The sequence below is a fragment of the Amycolatopsis methanolica 239 genome, assembly GCF_000739085.1.
In the GTDB taxonomy this organism is placed as follows: domain Bacteria; phylum Actinomycetota; class Actinomycetes; order Mycobacteriales; family Pseudonocardiaceae; genus Amycolatopsis_E; species Amycolatopsis_E methanolica.
Genome location: NZ_CP009110.1, coordinates 2,704,309 through 2,721,804, shown reverse-complemented (window position 1 = coordinate 2,721,804; position 17,496 = coordinate 2,704,309). Strand labels below are relative to the sequence as shown.

General features: G+C 72.7%; 15 protein-coding genes and 2 pseudogenes. 11 read left to right on the top strand and 6 right to left on the bottom strand.

Translation table 11 applies throughout. The annotated features are described in order from the left end of the window. The first annotated feature begins 131 nt into the window (after positions 1 to 131). Entirely contained in the window at positions 132 to 716 is a 585-nt protein-coding gene (locus AMETH_RS13085) for a MerR family transcriptional regulator (RefSeq protein ID WP_017981935.1), read from the top strand. 16 nt (positions 717 to 732) lie between these two features. Further along, complete coding sequence (locus tag AMETH_RS13080; RefSeq protein ID WP_017981934.1) at positions 733 to 1,389, top strand: RES family NAD+ phosphorylase; 657 nt, start codon at positions 733 to 735, stop codon at positions 1,387 to 1,389. 98 nt (positions 1,390 to 1,487) lie between these two features. Here the strand turns inward: AMETH_RS13080 and AMETH_RS13075 are convergent, their stop codons facing one another. Further along, entirely contained in the window at positions 1,488 to 3,416 is a 1,929-nt protein-coding gene (locus tag AMETH_RS13075) for a S9 family peptidase (RefSeq protein ID WP_017981933.1), read from the bottom strand. A 10-nt stretch (positions 3,417 to 3,426) separates the two neighbouring features. After that, positions 3,427 to 4,416: a TerC family protein gene (locus tag AMETH_RS13070; protein ID WP_038532090.1), complete on the bottom strand. Its 990-nt coding sequence runs from the start codon at positions 4,414 to 4,416 to the stop codon at positions 3,427 to 3,429. Between the two features lie 298 nt (positions 4,417 to 4,714). Between AMETH_RS13070 and AMETH_RS13065 the strand changes: the two genes are divergently transcribed. From AMETH_RS13065 to AMETH_RS13050, 4 genes are read left to right on the top strand one after another with little or no spacing between them, the layout of a single operon-like run. Then, positions 4,715 to 7,513, top strand: a complete 2,799-nt coding sequence (locus AMETH_RS13065; RefSeq protein WP_017981931.1) for an alpha/beta fold hydrolase — start codon at positions 4,715 to 4,717, stop codon at positions 7,511 to 7,513. Continuing rightward, complete coding sequence (locus AMETH_RS13060; RefSeq protein WP_017981930.1) at positions 7,510 to 8,436, top strand: ABC transporter permease; 927 nt, start codon at positions 7,510 to 7,512, stop codon at positions 8,434 to 8,436. Before AMETH_RS13065 ends, AMETH_RS13060 begins: the two co-directional genes overlap by 4 nt. A gap of 19 nt (positions 8,437 to 8,455) precedes the next feature. Continuing rightward, entirely contained in the window at positions 8,456 to 9,214 is a 759-nt protein-coding gene (locus tag AMETH_RS13055; protein WP_017981929.1) for an enoyl-CoA hydratase/isomerase family protein, read from the top strand. A 39-nt stretch (positions 9,215 to 9,253) separates the two neighbouring features. After that, positions 9,254 to 9,634: a VOC family protein gene (locus tag AMETH_RS13050; RefSeq protein ID WP_017981928.1), complete on the top strand. Its 381-nt coding sequence runs from the start codon at positions 9,254 to 9,256 to the stop codon at positions 9,632 to 9,634. Between the two features lie 290 nt (positions 9,635 to 9,924). On the opposite strand, the gene AMETH_RS13045 is transcribed toward AMETH_RS13050, so the two are convergent. From AMETH_RS13045 to AMETH_RS13030, 4 genes are all read right to left on the bottom strand, one after another. After that, the gene (locus tag AMETH_RS13045; protein WP_017981927.1) at positions 9,925 to 10,245 is read right to left on the bottom strand and encodes an MmcQ/YjbR family DNA-binding protein; all 321 of its coding nucleotides are present in this window, start codon (positions 10,243 to 10,245) and stop codon (positions 9,925 to 9,927) included. A gap of 133 nt (positions 10,246 to 10,378) precedes the next feature. Then, the gene (gene uvrB, locus AMETH_RS13040) at positions 10,379 to 12,532 is read right to left on the bottom strand and encodes an excinuclease ABC subunit UvrB (protein ID WP_026153064.1); all 2,154 of its coding nucleotides are present in this window, start codon (positions 12,530 to 12,532) and stop codon (positions 10,379 to 10,381) included. A gap of 49 nt (positions 12,533 to 12,581) precedes the next feature. Then, a complete protein-coding gene (locus AMETH_RS13035; RefSeq protein WP_017981925.1) occupies positions 12,582 to 12,836 on the bottom strand; it encodes a hypothetical protein in 255 nt (84 codons plus the stop codon). A 261-nt stretch (positions 12,837 to 13,097) separates the two neighbouring features. Beyond that, complete coding sequence (locus AMETH_RS13030) at positions 13,098 to 14,351, bottom strand: PucR family transcriptional regulator (protein WP_017981924.1); 1,254 nt, start codon at positions 14,349 to 14,351, stop codon at positions 13,098 to 13,100. A gap of 59 nt (positions 14,352 to 14,410) precedes the next feature. Between AMETH_RS13030 and AMETH_RS13025 the strand changes: the two genes are divergently transcribed. The 5 genes and pseudogenes from AMETH_RS13025 to AMETH_RS42535 all read left to right on the top strand — a co-directional run. Continuing rightward, a complete protein-coding gene (locus AMETH_RS13025; protein ID WP_017981923.1) occupies positions 14,411 to 14,938 on the top strand; it encodes a ribonuclease FAU-1 family protein in 528 nt (175 codons plus the stop codon). 121 nt (positions 14,939 to 15,059) lie between these two features. Further along, positions 15,060 to 15,896: pseudogene (locus AMETH_RS13020) on the top strand (ABC transporter ATP-binding protein); the annotation flags it as partial. Between the two features lie 89 nt (positions 15,897 to 15,985). Next, positions 15,986 to 16,651 (top strand): ABC transporter permease, encoded by a 666-nt coding sequence (locus AMETH_RS13015; protein ID WP_017981921.1) that lies wholly within the window; start codon positions 15,986 to 15,988, stop codon positions 16,649 to 16,651. Beyond that, a complete protein-coding gene (locus AMETH_RS38705) occupies positions 16,642 to 16,878 on the top strand; it encodes a hypothetical protein (RefSeq protein ID WP_167345520.1) in 237 nt (78 codons plus the stop codon). The genes AMETH_RS13015 and AMETH_RS38705 overlap by 10 nt, the downstream gene beginning before the upstream one ends. After that, positions 16,878 to 17,225, top strand: a pseudogene (locus tag AMETH_RS42535) (glycosyl transferase, family 39); the annotation flags it as partial. The gene AMETH_RS38705 and the pseudogene AMETH_RS42535, both read left to right, overlap by 1 nt. Positions 17,226 to 17,496: the final 271 nt, after the last annotated feature.

Below are 17,496 nucleotides of genomic sequence, written 5' to 3'. Positions count from 1 at the left end.
CGAGAAATCGATTACTCGGCCGAACCTAGAGTGACCCGCCCCACATGTCAAGAGCGAACAAGGTCGTGTCCCCTGCGGACAGTTTCCCCCAGGGCGCACGAACCCGCACGTCGAGCGCTATGCTGGGGCCCATGACGGTCGCGCTGGAGAACGTCCTCGCCAAGGCAGGCCTCCGGATCGACGCCGCGGACTTCCTCTCGCTGGTCGAGGACGCCGCGCGCCGCCTCGCCCCGCCGAACCCGGACCCGGCGTCCTTCTTCTCGCCAGCGCAACGGGCCGCGCTCGCCGAGACCGGGCTCGATCTCTCGCCCCGGCGCGACGACGAGCCGGACAGCCGCGCGCCGTCGGTGGCGGCGCACGCGGTGCTGGCCGAGTCCGCCCTCACGGTCGCCGAGGCCGCGCGACGGCTGGGCGTGGACCCGAGCCGGATCCGGCACAAGCTGGCCGACCGCCGCCTGACCGGCTGGAAGGACCAGGGCGGCTGGCGGCTGCCGTCGTGGCAGTTCGGCGAGCGGGGCGCGCTGCCCGGGCTGGAAGCCGTGCTGGCCGCGGTGCCGGACGACCAGCCCGCGCTGGTCGTGGCCGCGTTCATGAACACCGCGCAGGCCGACCTGCAGATCGGCGGGCGGCCCGCCACCCCGCGGCAGTGGCTGCTGGCCGGGGGCGACCCCGGGCCGGTCGCCGCGCTCGCCGCCACGCTCGGCACCCCGCTCTGAGGCCGCGCCGCATCTCATGGCCCGGTTGCCACTCCCGCCGTCGCGGGCTGAGCTCCTCGCTGCCCTGCGCGCCGACGTCGACATCGTGACCGTGCCGCCCACGCGGCGGCTGGTGCGGATCTTCACCGCGGGCGGCAACCACCCGCAGCAGTGGAACACGTTCCGCTACACCGGTCCGCTGCCGCACGGCCGCTTCGACCCGCAGCCGCCCAGCCGCGACGGGTGCGCCACCGCCGACCCCGGCCACGGCGTGCTCTACTTCGGGCTGACCGTGCGGACGAGCGTGGCCGAGGTGTTCCAGACGACGTCGCTGGTCGACCGCAGGACGCGGCTCCCGCGGCTGGTCGTGGTGCGCCCGTCGCGGCCGCTGAGGCTGCTCGACCTGACCGGCCTGTGGCCGACGCGGGTCGGGGCGTCGCAGGAGATTTCGAGCGGGCCGAAGAAGATCACGCAGGCCTGGGCGCGGGCGATCCGCGCGGCCTTCCCCGAGCTGGACGGGCTGTGGTACCGCTCGTCGATGGACGGCGGGCACCCCGCGCTGTGCCTGTGGGACCCGCCGGCAGGCGAGGCGCTGCCACTGGCGCCGGACGTCATGCTGCCGCTCGACCACCCCGGCCTGGACGTGCCGCTGGGCCGGGTGTGCGAGGAACTGAACTACGTGCTGCTCAACTGAAGCGGCCCCGCCCGGTAAGCGGACCGGGCGCCGCGCCGCTCACAGCGCGCCAGTAGCTGGTGCGGGCCCGCTCGGGTGAGCGGGCCCGCACCAGCGCGTCACGCCAGGTGGCGCGACCACCAGTCCAGGATCGCGTCGAAGCGCTGCACCCGGTGGCGCGGCTTGCCGGACCGGCTCAGTTCGTGGCCCTCGCCGGGGAAGAGCAGCATCTCGACCTCCGTGCCGTTGCGCTTGAGCTCCACGAACAGCCGCTGGGCCTGCTCCACCGGGCACCGCCAGTCGTGCTCGGAGTGGACCACCGCGAACGGGATGCGGATCTGCCGGGCGTAGGTCAGCGGGCTGCGCTCGCGCTGCACCACCGGGTCCGCGCCGACGTAGGCCTCGGTGAAGAACCAGCCGATGTCGGAGCTGCCGGTGAACGAGTCCCACGCGTTGACAGCCCGCTCGCTCCACGCGGCGCGGAACCGGGAACCGTGGTGGGCCGCCAGCCACGTCGTCATGAAACCGCCGTACGAACCGCCCATCACGCCGACCCGCGAGTCGTCCAGGTCGTCGCGCTCCAGTGCCGCGTCCAACAGCGCCAGCACGTCGTCGACGTCGACCGTGCCCAGGCCGTGCACGATCGCCTGCCCGTGGCTCTCGCCGTAGCCGGCCGAACCGCGCGGGTTGCCCATCACCACGGCATACCCGGCCGCCGCGTACACCTGCGCCTCGTCGAACAGGCCCCAGTCGTAGGCCGCGAACGGGCCGCCGTGCACCACGAGCAACACCGGGTGCGGCCCGTCGCCCTCGGGCAGCACCAGCCAGCCGTGCACCGGGTACCCGTCCGGCGCCGTGGCGGTCAGCTCCTCGACCGGGCGGATCCCCTTCTCCCGCACCGGCTTCGAGAAGTCGGTGAGCACCAGCTGGTCCGGGCCGTCGAGCAGCACCACGTCACCCGAGCTGTCCGGCCGCGCCACGACCGCGGCGATCCGCTCCCCGTGCACCGTGAACGACCGCACCGCGCCGCGGTCACCGAGCAGCCTGCCCAGGCCGTCCAGCGGCGCCCGGTCGGCATCGCGCGGCACGGCCCGCAGCTCGATCGCGCCGCGGTTGAGCACGGTCACCAGGACCTCGTCGCGGAACGGCGCGGGCGGCACGTCGGCCATGCAGTACACGGACTCCGCGTCGGTCAGGCGGCGCGGCTTCGCCGGCTCGCCGTCGGCGGGCAGCTCGGCCGACCACAGGCCCGGGTTGCGGGCCACGACGTGCGGCCACGTGTACTCCTGGCCGTAGAAAAGGATCGTCCCGTCCGCGGTCACCGACGGCTTGGCCGCGCTGCCCGCGCTGCGCACCGCGAGCACCGGCTCCCCGCCCTCGGCCGGCACCAGGTAGAGGTCGCTCTCCTCGGTGCCGGCGGCGCCCCACTCGCGGGGCGCGACGACGAGCACGGCCGAGCCGTCCGGCAGCCACGCCGGGTCGGAGACGTCGGCCTGGTCGTCGGTCAGCGGCTCGGGTTCACCCGGGTCGGTGACGTCGACGACGAACAGCCGCCGCGGGCGGTCCCGCAGGAAGCCGACGTTGTCGAGCCGGTAGTCGTAGCGGGTGATCCGGCGGGGCGCCTCCGCACCCGGTTCGAGGACCTCACCGTCCTCGTCCGGCGTGCCGTAGCGGCCGGCTTCGGGCACCCGCGCGGTGAACGCGACGCGGCGCGAGTCCGGCGCCCACACCGGGGCGCCGGCGCCGAGCGGAAGTTCGGTGAGGCGCCGGGCGTCGCCGCCGTCGGCGGGCATCACGTGCAGCTGCGGCTTGTCGCCGTCCGCGCGGAGGAAGGCCACCCAGCGGCCGTCCGGGGAGATCGCGGGATCGGTGTCCCGCTCGCCGTGGGTCCACTGCCGGGCCGCCCCGCCGTCGGGGGCGGCCCGCCACAGCGAACTGCGATAGGTGTTGCCGCCGAGGTCGGGGGTGGTGACCGCGGTCAGCAGCAGGGTGCCGTGCAGCGCCGGAGTGCCGGGCACGGCGAGGAGTTCGAGATCCGAGGGACGCATGCCCCCGAACCTACCGGATTTCGTTAGCCTCGCTAAGAGCCTCTGACCCCGACTTCTTCTCGTCCCGCTTGGCCTTGGCCAGGCTGAGGACGGTGGTGGCGGTCAGGACGACCACGATCACGCCCAGCGAGACCCAGTTGTTGATGTCCAGCCAGACCGGCACCGCGTGGTACTCGTGCAGCGCGTGCAGGATCAGCTTCGCGCCGATGAAGGCGAGGATGACCGCCAGGCCGTAGGACAGATAGACCAGCTTGTTCACCAGTCCGCCGAGCAGGAAGTACAGCTGCCGCAGCCCCATCAGCGCGAACGCGTTGGCGGTGAACACCAGGAAGGCTTCCTGGGTGATGCCGAAGATCGCCGGGATCGAGTCGACCGCGAAGAGCAGGTCGGCGCTGCCGATGGCCACGATCACCACGAACATCGGGGTCAGCCAGCGCTTGCCGTCCCGCTTGATCGTCATCTTGTGGCCGTGGAAGTCGTCGGTGACCGGGTAGACCTTGCGGATCCACCGCACGACCGCGTTCTCGTGGTACTCGTCCTCGTGGTCGTTGCCGCGCAGCATGCTGATGGCCGTCCACACGAGGACCGCGCCGAACAGGAAGAACACCCACACGAACTGGGCGATCAGGGCCGCGCCCACCGCGATGAACACGCTGCGCATGGCCAGCGCGAGCAGGATGCCGATCAGCAGCACGCGGTGCTGGTGGATCGCGGGCACCCGGAACGAGGCCATGATGATCATGAAGATGAACAGGTTGTCCACCGAGAGCGAGTACTCGGTGATGTACCCGGTGAAGAACTGGACGCCGTAGTCGTGCCCGGCGAGGACCCACACGCCGATGCCGAACAGCACCGCGCAGGTGACGTAGAAGACGACCCACTTGGCCGCTTCCTTGGTGGTGACTTCATGCGGCTTCCGGTCGACGATCACGAGATCGATCGCGATCAGCACGAGCAGGCCTACGACAGTGGCGGCCCACAGCCACACGGGGACATTCATCTACGCAATACCTCCGGTTAGCGCGCAGCAGCAGCTAGCCGGAGGTCTCTTCCGCCGGTGGATCCGGCCGGCGGTGCCGGGCGCCCCGAAGGACCGCCGTGCTGACGACACCGCCGCGAAGGAATACTCCCCTCCACGTCGTATCCATCTTTCCTGATCAACCGGACGAACACCACCTTAGGTAACCCTCATCACCCGGATTTTCAAGATCAGGCCCCGCGCTGACGCGTTCTCAGGAAAGCTCCCATACGGTTTCGGTGTGCCCCGAATCCCGCTCCCGCACACGCGCCGTTCCCGGATGGTGACCCTCGGGGTCGTCGTCCTGCTGGTGGCGGCCGTCGTGCTCGTCTGGACCCGCTCGTCGAGCGAGCCCGCAGCGGTGCCGACGCAGGACGCCTTCCTCGACGTGCCCGCCGCGCCCGGCTCCGCCGCGAAGGTCACCCTGGACACCACGCTCTACCTGCCGGAGCGCACGCCCGCCCCGGCGGTGCTGCTGCCGCACGGGTTCGGCGGGGACAAGAACAGCGTCGCGGGCGATGCGCAGGAGCTGGCCCGGCGCGGGTTCGTGGTGCTCACCTACTCGGCGCGCGGCTTCGGCCGCAGCACCGGTGAGATCGGGCTGAACGACCCGGACTTCGAGGTCGCGGACGCCGCCCGGCTGGTCGACTGGCTCGCCACCCGCCCGGAGGTCCGCCTGGACGGCCCCGGCGACCCGCGGGTCGGCGTGCTGGGCGCCTCCTACGGCGGCGCGCTGGCGCTGCAGCTGGCCGGACGGGACACGCGGGTCGACGCGATCACGCCGGTGATCACCTACAACGACCTGGCCCAGGGGCTCACGCCGAACGCGGCTGCGGCGACGGCGCCCGCGGCAGGCACCCCGGCGGCGGGCGCGTTCTCCCCGGACGGGGTGTTCAAGAAGTCGTGGGCCGGGCTGCTCTTCTCCGCCGGCACCTCGCCCTCGGGCGCGGGCGGGCTGGGCGCGGAGGCGCCCGAGCCGGGCCAGGAGACCGACGACGACACGCAGAGCGCCGGTACCGCGGGCGGTGGCGGCTCGGCCGCCGCCGCGCCGCTCCCCCAGCAGCCGCCGCAACAGCTCGGCGGGACGACGTGCGGCCGCTTCACCGCCGAGATCTGCCGGGCCTACGCCGACCTGGCCACGACCGGCAAGGTGAGCCCGCAGGTCGCGGCCCTGCTGCAGCGCCTGTCCCCCGCCGCGGTCACCGGGCACATCACCGCGCCGACCCTGCTGGTGCAGGGCGAGGCCGACACGCTGTTCGGGCTCGACCAGTCCGACGCCACCGCGCGCCAGATCACCGCGGCGGGCGGGACGGTGCAACAGGTCTGGTTCACCGGCGGGCACGACGGCGGCCGGCCGGGCCCGCAGCTGCGCGCGAAGCTCGGCGACTGGTTGTGGTTCCAGCTCACCGGCGAGGGCGGCAACCCGTTCAGCGGGTTCTCCTACGACGTGCAGGGCTCGTTGCGCGCGTCGGGTTCGCCGTCGGTGCGCACCGTCGACGCGGGCGAGTACCCGGCGCAGGCGCAGCGGCGGACGCTGCAGCTCACGGGCGACGAACAGACGATCGTCAACCCGCCCGGCGGCACGCCCGCCGCGGTCAGCGGGATCCCCGGCCTGAACGCGCTGGTCAGCGGATCGTCGCGGCTGTCGGGGCTGTTCAGCGTCGACCCGCCCGGCCAGTCCGCGCGGTTCACCACCGCGCCCGTCGACTCGCAGCTGCTGATCACCGGCTCGTCGACGGTCCGGCTCCGGGTGTCCGGCACCGGCGAGGCGGTGCTGTTCGTCAAGCTCTACGACCTCAACCCGGACGGCACCCGCACGCTACCGGCGAACCAGATCGCCCCGGTGCGGGTCGCGATCCCGGCGTCCGGCACCGCCGAGGTGACCGTGACGCTGCCCGGGGTGGTGCGGCCGGTTGAGGCCGGGCACGCCCTGCAGCTCGTGGTCACGACGACCGACCAGGCGTACGCCACCCCGGTGACCCCGGCCGCGTACCGGGTCTCGCTCGCCGACCCGGCCGTCGCGGTGCCGGTCGTGCCGGGCAAGGCCGTCGGCGGCGGGTGGCCGGTCGGCACGCTCGTCGGCATCGCCGTCACGCTCGCGCTCGCCGCGGCGGTCGCCGCGCTGGCCGCGGTGCGCAGGCGGCGGTCGCACCAGGCCGATCCGGACCTGGCCGGGGTGCCGCTGGTGATCGACGGGCTGACCAAGGCCTACCCGGGCGGGCTCACCGCGGTGAAGGACCTGTCCTTCCGCGTCGAACCGGGCCAGGTGCTGGGCCTGCTCGGGCCCAACGGCGCCGGCAAGACCACGACGCTGCGCATGCTGATGGGCCTGATCACCCCCACCGCCGGGGAGATCAGGGTGTTCGGCCACCGGATCACGCCGGGCGCGCCGGTGCTGTCGCGGATCGGCTCGTTCGTCGAGGGCTCCGGGTTCCTGCCGCACCTGTCCGGCACGGCGAACCTGCGCCTGTACTGGGACGCGACCGGCCGCCCGATCGAGCAGGCGCACCTGGAGCAGGCGCTGGAGATCGCCGGGCTGGGCAACGCCGTGCACCGCAAGGTCCGCACCTACAGCCAGGGCATGCGGCAGCGGCTGGCGATCGCGCAGGCCATGCTCGGGCTGCCGGAGCTGCTCGTGCTCGACGAACCGACCAACGGGCTCGACCCGCCGCAGATCCACCAGATGCGCGAGGTGCTGCAGCGGTACGCCGCGACCGGCCGGACCGTGGTGGTCTCCAGCCACCTGCTGGCCGAAGTCGAGCAGACCTGCACGCACGTCGTGGTGATGCACCGCGGCCGGCTGGTCGCCGCGGGCGAGGTCGGCGACATCGTGGCCACCGGCGGCGAGGCCACCTTCCGGGTCGACCGGCCCGACGCGGCGGCCGACGCCCTGCGCGGGGTGCCCGGGGTGTCCGGTGTGGACGTCGAGGGGACCCTCGTGCACGCCGACCTGGACGGCATGCCGCGCGCCGAGGCGGTCGCGGCGCTGGTCCGGGCCGGGGTCGCGGTCGAGCAGGCCGGGCCGCGGCGACGGCTGGAGGACGCGTTCCTCCAGCTCGTGGGAGAGGAAACGTCATGAGCGAGAACGGGGTCCACACCGATCCCGCGGCACTGGACGAGCTGACCGACGCCGCCGAGCACACCCACTCCGGGGTGGGCGCGGACGGCGCGGTCGAGGGCTACCGGGCGCGGCGGACGCTGCGGCTGGGCGTCGAACTGCGGCGCCAGCTGCGGCGGCGGCGCACCCAGCTGGTGCTCGGGTTCGTCGTGCTGCTGCCGTTCATCCTGGTGGTGGCGTTCGAGATCGGCGAGTCCAGCCCGAACCGGCGCTCCGGCGGGTTCGTCGACCTGGCGACGGCGAGCGCGCCGAACTTCGTCGTGCTGGCGCTGTTCGTGTCCGGGACGTTCCTGCTGCCCACGATCGTCGCGTTGTTCTTCGGGGACACGATCGCGAGCGAGGCGTCCTGGTCCAGCCTGAAGTACCTGCTGGCGATGCCGGTGCCGCGGCACCGGCTGCTGCGGCAGAAGGCGATCGCGTCCGGGTTGCTGTCGGTGGTGGCGCTGGTGCTGCTACCGCTGGTGGCCCTGGTGGCGGGACTGATCTTCTACGGCGCCGGGGACGCGGTCAGCCCAACCGGGGACGCGATCCCGTTCGGGCAGAGTCTGATCGCGATCGGGCTGTCCACGGTGTACGTAGTGATCCAGCTGGCGTGGGTGGCCGGGCTGGCGCTGTTGCTGTCGGTGCTCACCGACGCGCCGCTGGGCGCGGTCGGCGGGGCGGTGCTGGCGGCGATCCTGTCGCAGATCCTCGACCAGATCACCGCGCTGGGCACGCTGCGCAACTACCTGCCCACGCACTACTCGTACGGCTGGATGGACCTGATCGCCACCGACATCGACTGGACGAACATGGCCGCCGGCACGCTGTCCGCGGTGATCTACGCGACCGTGTTCACGCTGCTGGCCGCGCGGCGCTTCGCGACCAAGGACATCACCAGCTGACGTGCCCTACGGTGGGCCCATGACGACGATCGAGGTGGACAAGGCCGGCGACATCGCCGTGCTGAAACTGGCCCACGGCAAGGCGAACGCGATGGACACCGAGCTGTGCCGGGAGCTGGTGGCACGGCTGGAGGAGGCCGAGCTCGGCGGCGCGAAGGGCGTGGTGCTGACCGGGCGGGACGGGATGTTCTCCGCCGGCGTCGACCTCAAGCGGGTCGCCGCGGGCCGGGCCGGTTACCTCCGGGAGTTCCTGCCCGCGCTGTCGGACGCGTTCCTGGCCGTGTTCGGGTTCCCCGGCCCGGTCGTCGCGGCGGTGACCGGGCACGCGATCGCCGGCGGGGCAGTGCTGGCGGCGGCGTGCGACCGGCGGATCCTGAACGAGCGGCAGGGCCGGTTCGGCGTCACCGAACTGCTCGTCGGGGTGCCGTTCCCGTTGGTGGCGCTGGAGATCCTGCGCTGCGCGTACGGGACGGAGCGGCTGCCCGGCCTGACGTTCCTCGGCGAGACCTACGCGGGCGGCGAAGCGCTTGCCCGCGGGCTGGTGGACGAGCTGGCCGCGCCGGAGGAGGTGCTGCCGAGGGCGATCGAGATGGCGAGCAGGCTGGCTTCGGTGCCGTCGGACGCGTTCCGGCACACGAAGGCGCAGATCCACCGGCCGTTCGACGAGCGGATCGGCGAGCAGCGCGCCGGGGACGACGCGCACGTCGAGCGGGTGTGGTCGGCGCCGTCCTCGCTGGCGGCGATCGAGGAGTACGTGCGGACCACGCTCGGCGGGTAGCATTCTCGGTTCCCCGCCCACCGCCTCTCGGAGGCCGCCATGCCGCGTCCGGTGCACTTCGAGATCCACGCGAGCGACCCGGAACGAGCCGTCACCTTCTACGCGACGGTCTTCGGGTGGACGTTCGAGCGGTGGGGCAGCAACCCGTACTGGCTGATCAGCACCGGCGACGGACCGGGCATCGACGGCGGGCTGGTGCCGCGCCAGGGCCCCGCGCCCGCCGAGGACGCGCCGGTGAACGCTTTCCCGCTGACCGTCGAGGTGGACGACCTCGATGCGACCGTGCGACGGGTCGAGCAGGCGGGCGGCCAGGTGGCGGTGCCGCGGAGCCCGATCCCGGGGATCGGGTGGCTCGCGTACTGCGTGGACACGGAGGGGAACATCTTCGGGATGCTGGAGCCGGCGCCGGAAGCCGAGTGAGGGTGGCCCGCTGGGTGCTGCGGCGGTCGGCGCGGCGCTGTGCGTTCGGCGCGGTGGCTGTGGCGTTCGGCGCGCGGTGCTGTGGGCTCGGATGGTGCCCGTGGGTGCTGGGTAAGGGTTGCTGCGCGTGCCAGGCCAACGGCTGACCGCCGCGCTGCGCCGACGGCCGCGCGAGCGGCGAGCGGCCGCCACGCAGGCGACAAGCGGCGGCGCGGCGAGCGGCGGCGATCCGGCGCGGACGGCGAGTTCCAGCGTGAGCCGAGGCGAGCAGTGACGTGCGCGCGGCTCGTTCAGGAGCGCGCGTGGTCGTAGGACGCGGCCAGCAGCTCCTGGAGTTCGGCGTCGGGGATTGAACTGTCCAGGGTGATCGTGTTCCAGCCGTGGCGGGACTGGTAGCCCATGGGTCGCATGGCGTCCGGGTGGCGCGCCCGCACGGCGGCGGCCTCCTCGGCGGTGACGCCGCACCGGAGGGCGATCGAGTTCTCCGCGAAGCCGATGTAGGCGAACGCCTTGCCGGTGACCTTCACGACGAGCACGTGCTCACCGAACGGATAGGTCTCCACGGCGCCCGGCTGCGCCAGGCACCAGGCGATCACCTCGTCGCGGGTCAACGGCCGCTCCTTCCATCCGGGGGTGCCGGGCACAAGCACCCCCGATGCCCAGCCCTCCCTGCGGCCACACGGGCCGCCGGCCCTCCGCGCCCCGGTGCCGGTCGCGGCACCCCGATATCGGCCAGACAGAGAGTCACTTCACGCCGGCGGCGTCCATGCCCCGCAGCTCCTTCTTCAGCTCGGCGATCTCGTCGCGGAGGCGGGCCGCCAGTTCGAACTGCAGGTCGCGCGCCGCCTGCATCATCTGGTCCGTCATCTGCTGGATCAGGTCGGCCAGCTCGGCACGCGGCATGCCGGCGACGTCGCGGTCCACCAGCACCCCGGAGCTGCGGCCGCCCTGCTCGGGCTTCTTGCCGCGCGAGGCGTTGCGGCCGGAACCGCCGACCTGCACCGCCTGCTCGGAGTCCTCCGCCTCGCTGTAGACGCGGTCCAGGATGTCCGCGATCTTCTTGCGCAGCGGCTGCGGGTCGATGCCCCGCTCCTTGTTGTACGCCATCTGCTTCTCGCGGCGGCGGTTGGTCTCGTCGATCGCGTACCGCATCGAGTCGGTGATCTTGTCCGCGTACATGTGGACCTCGCCGGAGACGTTGCGCGCCGCGCGGCCGATCGTCTGGATCAGCGACGTGCCGCTGCGCAGGAAACCCTCCTTGTCCGCGTCGAGGATCGCCACCAGCGACACCTCGGGCAGGTCCAGGCCCTCCCGCAGCAAGTTGATGCCGACCAGCACGTCGAAGTCGCCCGACCGCAGCTGCCGCAGCAGCTCCACGCGCCGCAGCGTGTCCACCTCGGAGTGCAGGTACCGCACCCGGATGCCCAGCTCCAGCAGGTAGTCGGTGAGGTCCTCGGCCATCTTCTTGGTCAGCGTGGTCACCAGGACCCGCTCGTCCCGCTCGGCGCGCAACCGGATCTCGTGCACCAGGTCGTCGATCTGGCCCTCGGTGGGCTTGACCACGACCTCCGGGTCGATCAGGCCGGTCGGGCGGATGACCTGCTCGACGAACTCGCCGCCGGTCTGGCCCAGCTCGTACGGCCCCGGCGTCGCCGACAGGTACACCGTCTGGCCGATCCGGTCGGTGAACTCCTCCCACGTCAGCGGCCGGTTGTCCAGCGCGCTGGGCAGCCGGAACCCGTGCTCGACCAGGGTCCGCTTGCGCGACGCGTCACCCTCGTACATGCCGCCGATCTGCGGCACCGTCACGTGCGACTCGTCGATGACCAGGAGGAAGTCCTCCGGGAAGTAGTCGATCAGGGTGGCAGGCGCCGACCCGGCGGGGCGGTCGTCGATGTGCCGCGAGTAGTTCTCGATGCCCGAGCAGAACCCGACCTGCCGCATCATCTCGATGTCGTAGCTGGTGCGCATGCGCAGCCGCTGCGCCTCCAGCAGCTTGCCCTGCTTCTCCAGGCGCTCCAGCTGCTCGGCCAGCTCCGCCTCGATGCCGCGGATCGCCTTCTCCATGCGCTCCGGCCCTGCCACGTAGTGGGTGGCCGGGAAGATCCGCACCTCGTCGACCTCGCGCACGATCTCGCCGGTGAGCGGGTGCAGGTAGTACAGCTTGTCCACCTCGTCGCCGAAGAACTCGACCCGCACGGCCAGCTCCTCGTACGCCGGGATGATCTCCACCGTGTCGCCGCGCACCCGGAACGTGCCGCGCGAGAACGCCAGGTCGTTGCGGGTGTACTGGACGTCGACCAGCGCGCGCAGGAACGTGTCGCGCTCGACCTCCATGCCGACCTCCAGCTTGGAGGACCGGTCGAGGTAGGACTGCGGCGTGCCGAGGCCGTAGATGCAGGACACCGAGGCGACCACGATGACGTCCCGCCGGGACAGCAGGTTCATCGTCGCCGAGTGGCGGAGCCGCTCGACGTCGTCGTTGATCGACGAGTCCTTCTCGATGTAGGTGTCGGTCTGTGGGACGTAGGCTTCCGGCTGGTAATAATCGTAGTAGCTGACGAAGTACTCGACCGCGTTGTGCGGGAACAGTTCGCGCAGCTCGTTGGCCAGCTGCGCGGCCAGGGTCTTGTTGGGCGCCATGACCAGCGTGGGCCGCTGCACCCGCTCGATCAGCCAGGCCGTGGTCGCCGACTTGCCGGTGCCGGTGGCGCCCAGCAGCACGACGTCCTTCTCGCCCCGCTCGAGCCGCCTGGCGAGCTCGTCGATGGCCGCCGGCTGGTCACCGGCGGGCTGGTACTCGCTGACGACCTCGAACCGGCCGCCCGCGCGCGGGATCTCGGAGACGGGCCGGAACTCGGACTGGGCGAGCACGGGGTGTTCGGTTGCGAAAGCCACGGGAACCAGGGTAGGCCGACCCACCGACAGTTTTCAGCGAGGCGGCGTTCTAGCAGGCCAGACGGCGGTCGCGGGCGGCGCGGGCCAGGCACGACTCGCACGGCATGCCGCAGATCCGCTCCAGCAGCTCGGCGCTCCCGCAGGCGATCGGCGCGCCGCAGCGCGCGATCAGGACCGCCGGGATGGGGCCGGTGTCGGGGATCGGGACGAGGTGGCAGACCCGGTCGCGCTCACCCGCGGCGCCCCGGCGCAGGCGCACGAGGGCCATCACTCCGGTCGGCTCGGCGCGGACAACGTTCCCCATGGGCGAAGCGTAAACCGGAATAATCGTGGAATCTTCGTGCCCTCGGCCCAATCCTGGGGGTCAGGACTGGTCCTGAAGGACGAAAGCGCTGGACCGCGGCCTGCCGCGGGCTCGATGAAACACCCGAAAGAGACAAACCGGCGCACCGTTCGGTGTGTCGTCCGGATGAGGTTGGTCGGGCCGCGGGGTTCCAAGGACCGGGCCGGCGGTCGCCCATTCCTCGAGCAGGCTGCGGCGCAAGCGGGTGGAGCGGCGCCGGAGCTAGGGCGCGGTCAGCACGGCCGCGCCGAGCCGGTGGCACAGCCGCAGCGCGAGCTCGACGTCCAGGCGGTTCTCCGACACCGGGCGGCCCAGCATCTCCTCCGCCTTGCGCACCCGGTACTGCACCGAGTTCTTGTGCATCGTCAGCTGGGTGGCCGCCGCGGTGTAGCTGCCGCCCGCGGCGAGGAACACCCGCAGCGTCTCGCGCAGCCGGGCGTGCTGCTCGTCGTCGGTGGCGAGGTCCCGCAGCGTGTCCGCGACCCAGCCGCGCGCGGCCGCTATGTCGCCGGCCATCAGGGCCATCGCCCCGACCTCGCGGAACGTCAGGACCCGGTCGCAGTGCTCGCCCGCGGCGAAGGCCAGGTTGTGGACCCGCTGCGCCTGCCGGTGGCTGCGCCGGAACCCGTCCAGCCCCTCCCCCGGGTCGCCGAGCGCGAGCCGGATGCCCGGATCGGCCTTCTCCAGCACCTTCCGGACGCGCTCCTCGTCCGGCATCGCGGGCCGCTCCAGCGGGAACCACACCCACGCGCAGACCTCGTCGTTCGGCACGAACAGCGGCGCGCCCGTGCTCGGCATGCCCGCGGCGAGCTCGGCGGCGACCGCTTCCAGCCCGCCGAGCACGTGCCCGGCGCCCGGGACCGGGGCCTGCCACACGATCATCGCCAGGTGCGTGCCGCGCAGCCGGTAACCGAGGCTGGTCTCGCTGGTGTCGGTGGCGCCGCCGTCCAGCAGGGTGCGCACCCTGGCGGCCCGGACCGCGCTGCGGTTCACCAGCCAGCGGTCGCGTTCCTCCTGGTAGGCCGACACCACCTGCTGCGTCACGCGGTCGATGAAGGCGAACGCGCCGGTCAGCGCGTGCCCCATCATGCCGCCGAGCAGCTCCGGATCGGACTCGAGTTTGACCGCCTCGCGAAGGGCATAATCGAGGAGCGTGGTCTGGCCGAGGTAATAGGCGCGGATCAGGTCGACCACCGGGGTGCCGCGCTGGGCGAGGCGGCGCGCGTACTCCATCGCGGCGGCGGGCGCCTCCACCCGGCGCGGGTCGATGCCGTGCTGGAAGATCCGCAACGCGGTGTCCACGTTCTGGTAGACGCTCGCCGCTAGCAGGCTGACGACGCTCTCGTCGTCGTTGACCAGGTTCGGCAGCTCGCGCGCGTACAACTGCACCAGTTCGCCGGTGAGCTCGGCGGCCCGCTCCGCGAGCACGGCGGCCACCCGCGCCACTCCTTCGACCGCGTCTGCCTCGTCCGCCACGTGATCACCCTACCGTCGTGACAGTTCCCAAACTTATGTAAACCAGCAGAATGGGAGGTATGACCGCGCACGCCGGGACGATCCACCCCCCGAAGATCGAGACCTTCGACGTCGCGAACCGGACCAACACCGACCCCAAGGGCATCGCCCGCGCGGTCGAGGAGTACCGGGTCGAGCCGTTCGGGCTCTACCTCGCCCGGCCCACCCCCGGCCGCGCACAGTTCCACTACCTCGAATCCTGGTTGCTGCCCGCGCTCGGCCTGCGGCTGACCGACTTCTGGTTCCGCCCCGGTCACGAACGCGACCAGGACTTCTACCTCGACGTCGTCTCGGTCGAGCGCGACGGCGCCACCTGGCGCACCACCGACTGGTACCTGGACCTCGTGGTGCGCGAGGGCGAGCGGGTCGACGTGGTCGACATCGACGAGCTGCTCGCCGCGGCCGGCGCCGGGCTGCTCACCGCGGGCCACGCGCGGCGCGCGCTGGAGATCGCCTACCACGCGGTGGACGGCCTGGCCGCGCACGGCTACCGCGTGGACCGCTGGCTGGCCACCCACGACATCGAGCTGACCTGGCGCCGCCGCTGAGCATCCACCGATCGGTTGATGCCTGGTCACCGGGCGGCTGACCGAAGTCCCGCCGCGGAGTCGATCCAGCGCCCGCCCCCTCCCCCGCATGCTGGTCCGGCGGAGGAAAGGGGGCGACACGATGCCGGTCATCGAGGTGCGGAAGCTCAGGAAGCACTACGGCGGGAAACCCGCCGTGGAGGACGTGTCGTTCACGGTCGGACAGGGCGAGATCTCCGGGATCCTCGGGCCCAACGGCGCGGGCAAGACCACGACGGTCGAGTGCCTGGAAGGACTGCGGTGCCCGGACGGCGGCGCCGCGACGGTGCTCGGGCTCGACCCGTGGCGCGACACCGCGGAACTGCGCCAGCGGCTGGGCGTGCAGCTGCAGGAGAGCAGGCTGCCGGACAAGCTCCGGGTCGGCGAGGCGCTGGAGTTGTACGCGTCGTTCTACCGGAACCCGGCCGATCCAGACGTCCTGCTCGATCAGCTGGGGCTCTCCGGGCGGCGCGGCACGGCCTACCGGAAGGTGCTCGACGAGCTCACCACCGGGCTGGACCCGCGGGCCCGCCGGGACACCTGGGAGGTCATCGAGGGCATCCGCGACCGCGGGGTCACGATCCTGCTGGTCACCCACTTCATGGCGGAGGCCGAACGGCTTTGCGACCGGATCGCGGTGATCGACGCCGGCCGCGTCGTCGCCGTCGGCACGCCGGCCGGGCTCGTCGCGCGCGTCGCCGACGAGCAGGTGATCCGGTTCCGCCCGTCGGAGCCGGTGCCGGACGAGCTGTTCACCGGCCTGCCCGAGGTGCGGACCGTGACGCGGCGTGGCGGGCAGGTCGAGGTCAGCGGCGTGGGCAACGTGCTGCACGCCGTCACGTCCGTCCTCGCGCGGCGCGGGATCCTCGTCGGCGGGCTGCGGGTGGAACAGGCCGGGGTGGACGACGCGTTCGTCGCGCTCACCGGCCGCCGGATCGGACAGGGGGACCACTGGTGCTCACCAGGCTCTCCGCCGTCGAGGCGAAACTGTTCCCGCGCGACCCGGGGGCGCCGGTCACGGTCCTCGGCGTGCCGATCGCGCTGCTGCTGGTGTTCGGGCTGCTGCCGGACGCGAACCAGCCGGGCGAGGAGTTCGGCGGCCAGCCGCCGCTGTCCGGGTTCATCGCGCCGCTCGCGGTGGCGATCCTGATCGGGATGCTGGCGCTGACGCTGTTCCCCGGCGCCATGGCGACCCACCGGGAACGCGGGGTGCTGCGGCGGCTCGCGGCGAGCCCCGTGCCGCCGTCCCGCCTGCTCACCGCGCAACTGCTGGTCAACCTGGCCGCCGCGCTCGTGGTCGTGCTGCTGATCGTCGTCGGCGGGCACGTCGCGCTCGGCCTGGCGCTGCCCGCGAACCCGGGCGGCTTCCTGCTCGCGCTCGTCCTGGGCACCACGGCGCTGTTCGCCGCCGGGCTGCTGGTCGCCGCGCTCGCGCCGACCGGCCGGACCGCGGGCGGGGCCGGGACCGCGCTGTTCTTCCCGATGCTCGCGCTCGGCGGGGTGTGGGTGCCGAAGGAGAACCTGCCGGGGGTGCTGCGGGAGCTGGCCGACGTGCTGCCGCTGGGCGCGGTGCTCAACGCGCTGCGCGCGTGCTGGACCGGCGGCGCGCCGGAGCCGCTGCAGCTGGTGGCGATGATGATCGTGTTCGCCCTGGTCTGCGGTGGTCTGGCGGTCCGCTTCTTCCGGTGGGAGTGAAGAAGTTGACTTTCGTGGGCAACCGAACGACCCCGGGCGGCGTCAGAGTTGCGAAGCTCGCTCGCATTCCCGTGCTCGCCATGGCGGGGGCCGTCGGGCTGCTGTTGCTCGTCACGAGCGGCCGCTACGGCTACCCGGCGACGAGCTGTATTTCCTGGCGGCTGGTCGGCATCTGGCTTGGGGGTATGCCGACCAGCCGCCGGCACTCCCCGTGCTGGCGCACCTGATGGACGCGCTGGCGCCCGGGTCGCTTGGTGTTCCGGTTGCCCGCGACGCTGGCGACCGCCGCCGGGGTGGTCGCCGCCGCGCTGATCGCCAGGGAGCCGGGGCGTTCGCGATCAGCGGGCAGCTCCTCGGCACCGGCCACCTGGCGCCCTCCACGTTCGACCCGCTGCTGTGGACGGTGCTGTGCTGGCTGCTGGTCCGGTGGGTGCGCCCCCGCGCCGACGGGCTGCTGGTGTGGGCCGGGGTGGTGACCGCGGTGGCGGTCAACGTGAAGTTCCTGGTCCTGGCGGTCCGGCTGGTGGCGGGGATCGGCGTGCTGGTGTTCGGGCCGCGCGGGCTGCTGCGGCGGCCGCTGCTGTGGGCAGGCGCGGGAATCGCCGCGGCCGGCGCGGCGCCGACGGTGGTCTGGCAGGCCGCGCACGGCTGGCCGCAGCTGGCGATGAACGCCGCGATCGCCGCGGACGTCTATGGCGGGCGCCTGCTGTTCCTGCCCGGGATGCTGGCCGGCGCAGGGATCGTGGTGGGCGCGGTCCTGCTGGTGTACGGGGTGTGGCGGCTGCTGCGGGCGCCGGAGCTGCGCGCGTACCGGTTCCTCGGGGCGGCCACGGCCGGGCTCACCG